The sequence below is a fragment of the Streptomyces sp. NPDC002690 genome (genome assembly GCF_053592415.1).
The window spans coordinates 1-4,176 of the sequence record NZ_JBSFVR010000500.1 but is presented as its reverse complement, the minus strand read 5'-3'; the positions used below and the strand labels follow the sequence as shown (position 1 = coordinate 4,176).

The following is a 4,176-nucleotide window of genomic DNA, read 5'->3' as shown; positions in this document are numbered from 1 at the left end:
CATGCAGATGGGCGTCTTTGGCGGCGCGCTGCGCGGGATCGGGTCGGGGCACGGAGACAAGACTGCCTTATCCGGGCAGAGGGGCGGAGGGGCGGCGCCGCACAGCCCGCACGTAGATCCACCGCAGTACCCGCACCGCCCGCACAGCCCGCACGTAGATCCACCGCAGTATCCGCGCCACCCGCACCGCCCGCACACCGCACCGCCCGCACGCACGGCCACCGTTCCTCCCGGCCCGTCGCCGAAGCCGCACCAGCGGCCTCCCCGGCCCGCCGCCAGGGCGTCCGCGCAGCTGAACCGCCGGCCTCCCCCGGCTCGTAGGCGCAGACGTGACCCGGCTCCACCGGTTCACCGGCCCGGAGGCTCCCGAACCCGTTCTCGCGACCGAACCACCGGCCACTTCGGCCCGCACCACTCCGCTCGTTCCGCCGCCCGGCTCCGCACAGGCCGGCCCCGGAATCGACGGTTCCGCCCATCCAGCCCCACACGACCGGCACCGCTCCGCACCGCACCGGGACACGTACTCCCGTAGCCGGGCCGGCCCGGTACCGATCGACGCGCCCGCCGGCGCACCCCAGGGAAGGACTCCCGCCCGTGGCAACCTCGACCCCCACCCGGGACGCCTACGTCCCGCCACCCCGTGGTTCCCGACAGAAACCGGTGAGCAGCCGGCAGACCTGGCGGAGCCGGCTGTGGCGGTTCGACGACAAGGCGTCCCCGTACGCGTACATAGCCCCCTTCTTCCTGGTCTTCGGGGCCTTCGGCCTCTACCCGCTCATCTACACCGGCTGGATCGCCCTCCACCGGGTCGAGATGACCGGCATGGACCAGATGGAATGGGTCGGCTTCGACAACTTCGTCAAGATCTTCCAGGACTCGGAGTTCTGGACGGCCGTCAGCAACACGTTCCTCATCGGTGTCATGTCCACCGTTCCGCAGCTGCTGGTGGCGCTGGGCCTGGCCCACCTGCTCAACTACAAGCTGCGTGCCAGCACCTTCTGGCGCACCATCATCCTGACGCCGTACGCGACCTCCGTCGCCACCGCGGCACTCGTTTTCGCCCTGGTCTTCCGGACCGACGGCGGACTCCTCAACTGGGTCCTGCACTTCGTCGGCTTCGGCGACACCAACTGGGGCAACGGGCACTGGACTTCGAAGATCGCCATCTCGGTCATCGTGATCTGGCGGTGGACCGGCTACAACGCGCTGATCTACCTCGCCGCGATGCAGGCCGTGCCGGGCGACCTCTACGAGGCGGCCTCGCTGGACGGCGCCAACCGCTGGCAGCAGTTCATCAAGGTGACCATCCCGTCGCTGCGGCCGACGATCCTCTTCACGATCGTCATCTCCACCATCGGCTCCATGCAGCTGTTCGGTGAGCCGCTGCTGCTGGAAGGCGGCGCGATCGGCGCCATCGGCGGCACCGAGCACCAGTACGAGACGCTGAGCATCTACCTCTACAACTACGGCTGGAACCTGCAGCACCTCGGCCTGTCGGCCGCCGTGGCCTGGTCCATGCTCGCCCTCCTGCTGGCCATCGCGCTGATCAACTGGATCATCGGCCGCTTCGTACGCCGTTCCGCGGCCTGACCGGGAGCGATACCTCTCATGACCATCACCAGCACCCCCGCCAAGGTCTCCGCCCCCGGGCGGCCGAAGCCGGACCGCCGCGCCCCCCGCAAGGGCCGCCTCGCCATGGGCGCGGGCGACACCCACAAGGCCGGCCCGTTCACCTACATCGCGCTGATCGTCATCGGCATCGGCTCGGTCCTGCCGCTGTACTGGACGTTCGTCGCCGCCTCGCACACGCAGGACGAGGTCCTGGCCAGCACGCCGCCGTTCCTGCCGGGCGGCCGGCTCTGGCACAACCTCCAGGCCGCCTGGGAGAACGCCAACCTCGGCAAGGCCATCGTCAACACCCTCATCGTCTCGGCGTCCATCACCGCCGCGACACTGTTCTTCTGCACCCTCGCCGGCTACGCCTTCGCCAAGATGCGTTTCAAGGGCCGCGGTTGGCTGATGACCGCGGTCATCGCCACGCTGACGATCCCGCCGCAGCTCAGCGTCGTCCCGCTGTTCATGATGATGTCGGACATCGGCTGGGGCGGAAAGCTGGAGTCGGTCATCTTCCCGACCCTGGTCAGCGCGTTCGGTGTCTTCTTCATGCGGCAGTACCTGCTGGAGGCGCTTCCGTACGAGCTGATCGAGGCCGCCAAGATCGACGGCGCGAGCAACTTCCGCATCGTGCTCAGCGTGGTGCTCCCGGTGGCGCGCCCCGCGATGATGGTGCTCGGCATGCTCACCTTCGTCCAGGCGTGGAACGACTTTTTCTGGCCGTATCTCGCACTCAACCAGGCGAACCCCACGATCCAGGTGGCCCTCGGCCAGCTGAGCGCCTCGTACACGCCGGACCAGTCGATCGTCATGGCGGGTGCCCTGATCAGTACGCTGCCGTTGCTGGCGGTATTCGTGATCTTCGGCAAGCAGATCGTCGGCGGCATCATGTCCGGCGCGGTCAAGGGCTGAGACACCCCGGCCCGCACCTCCGGTGCCCCGCGCGACGCCCCCACAGGTGCCCGCGCGGGCCCCGGAACCCCCTCTTCCCCTTCATCCATGGGAGCGCTCCCGCATGACCGCTGTACGCCCTGACCTCGCCCCCAAGCAGGCCGCCGACGCCCTCGTCTTCCCGCCCGGATTCGTCTGGGGCGCTGCCACCGCCGCCTACCAGGTGGAAGGTGCCGCCTCGGAGGACGGCCGCACGCCGTCCATCTGGGACACCTTCTCCCGCACCCCCGGCAAGGTCCGCAACGGCGACACCGGTGACATCGCCGGCGACCACTACCACCGCTACCGCGACGACGTGGCACTGATGAAGGAGCTGGGCCTCGGCGCCTACCGCTTCTCCATCTCCTGGTCCCGCGTGCAGCCGACCGGCCGCGGCCCGGCGGTCGAGCGGGGCCTCGACTTCTACCGCAAGCTCGTCGACGAGCTCCTCGAAGCGGGCATCCAGCCCGTCGCGACCCTCTACCACTGGGACCTCCCGCAGGAGTTGGAGGACGCCGGCGGCTGGCCCGAGCGGGCCACCGCCGAGCGGTTCGCCGACTACGCGGCGATCATGGCCGGCGCCCTCGGCGACCGCGTCGGCACGTGGACCACGCTCAACGAGCCCTGGTGCTCCGCCTACCTCGGCTACGGCTCGGGCGTCCACGCCCCCGGCCGTACCGACCCGGGCGCGGCGCTCCAGGCGGCCCACCACCTCAACCTCGCCCACGGACGGGCGATCGAGGCTCTGCGCGCTTCCATCCCCGCCAGTGCGCAGACCTCGGTCACCCTCAACCTCCACCAGGTGCGCCCGCTCAGCGACGCCCCCGGTGACGTCGACGCGGCCCGCCGCATCGACGCCGTCGGCAACCGGGTCTTCACCGGCCCGATGCTGCACGGCGCGTACCCCGAGGACCTGATCGCCGACACCAAGCACCTCGTCGACTGGTCGAAGCTGGTGCACGACGGCGACCTGACGACGATCTCGCGGCCGTTCGACGTCCTCGGCATCAACTACTACGCCCCGACCCTGGTCACCGACCCGACCGGCGGCGGCGCGGAGAGCAACAGCCACGCGCACGGCGACAGCGCGCACTCGCCGTGGCCCGGCTCGGAGCACGTCGCCTTCCACAAGGCCGAGGGCAAGCCCGTCACGGCGATGGACTGGTCCGTCGACCCCGACGGACTGCACGCCCTGCTGGTCGACACCGCCCGCGAGTTCCCGAACGTCGCCCTCATGGTCACCGAGAACGGCGCCGCCTTCGACGACTACGTGTCGCCCGAGGGCCGCGTCGAGGACCCGGAGCGCATCGAGTACCTGCACGGCCACATCGACGCGGTCCGCCGCGCGATCGCCGACGGCGCGGACGTCCGCGGCTACTTCCTCTGGTCGCTGATGGACAACTTCGAGTGGGCGTACGGCTACTCGAAGCGCTTCGGCATGGTCTACGTCGACTACGCGACGCAGACCCGCATCCCCAAGGCGAGCGCCCACTGGTACTCCGACGTGATCCGCCGTCACGGACTCCCGCAGGCCTGACGCGTCCGTACCCGCCTCACAAAGCCCGGGGGCGCGGGGTCGTGCCGATGTCCACCGCGCCGAGTGCGATCACTGGTGCGAGCGCTCCGCGCAGG

Annotated in this window: 3 protein-coding genes; all 3 read left to right on the top strand. The window is 70.1% G+C overall.

What is annotated here, in order from left to right:
- The first annotated feature begins 594 nt into the window (after positions 1-594).
- Entirely contained in the window at positions 595-1,590 is a 996-nt protein-coding gene (locus tag ACWD3D_RS34105) for a carbohydrate ABC transporter permease (RefSeq protein ID WP_387371099.1), read from the top strand.
- Between the two features lie 18 nt (positions 1,591-1,608).
- Complete coding sequence (locus ACWD3D_RS34100; protein ID WP_451464581.1) at positions 1,609-2,526, top strand: carbohydrate ABC transporter permease; 918 nt, start codon at positions 1,609-1,611, stop codon at positions 2,524-2,526.
- 103 nt (positions 2,527-2,629) lie between these two features.
- Positions 2,630-4,081 carry a GH1 family beta-glucosidase gene (locus ACWD3D_RS34095; protein ID WP_451464580.1) on the top strand — a complete coding sequence of 484 codons (1,452 nt, stop codon included), beginning with the start codon at positions 2,630-2,632 and terminating at the stop codon, positions 4,079-4,081.
- Positions 4,082-4,176: the final 95 nt, after the last annotated feature.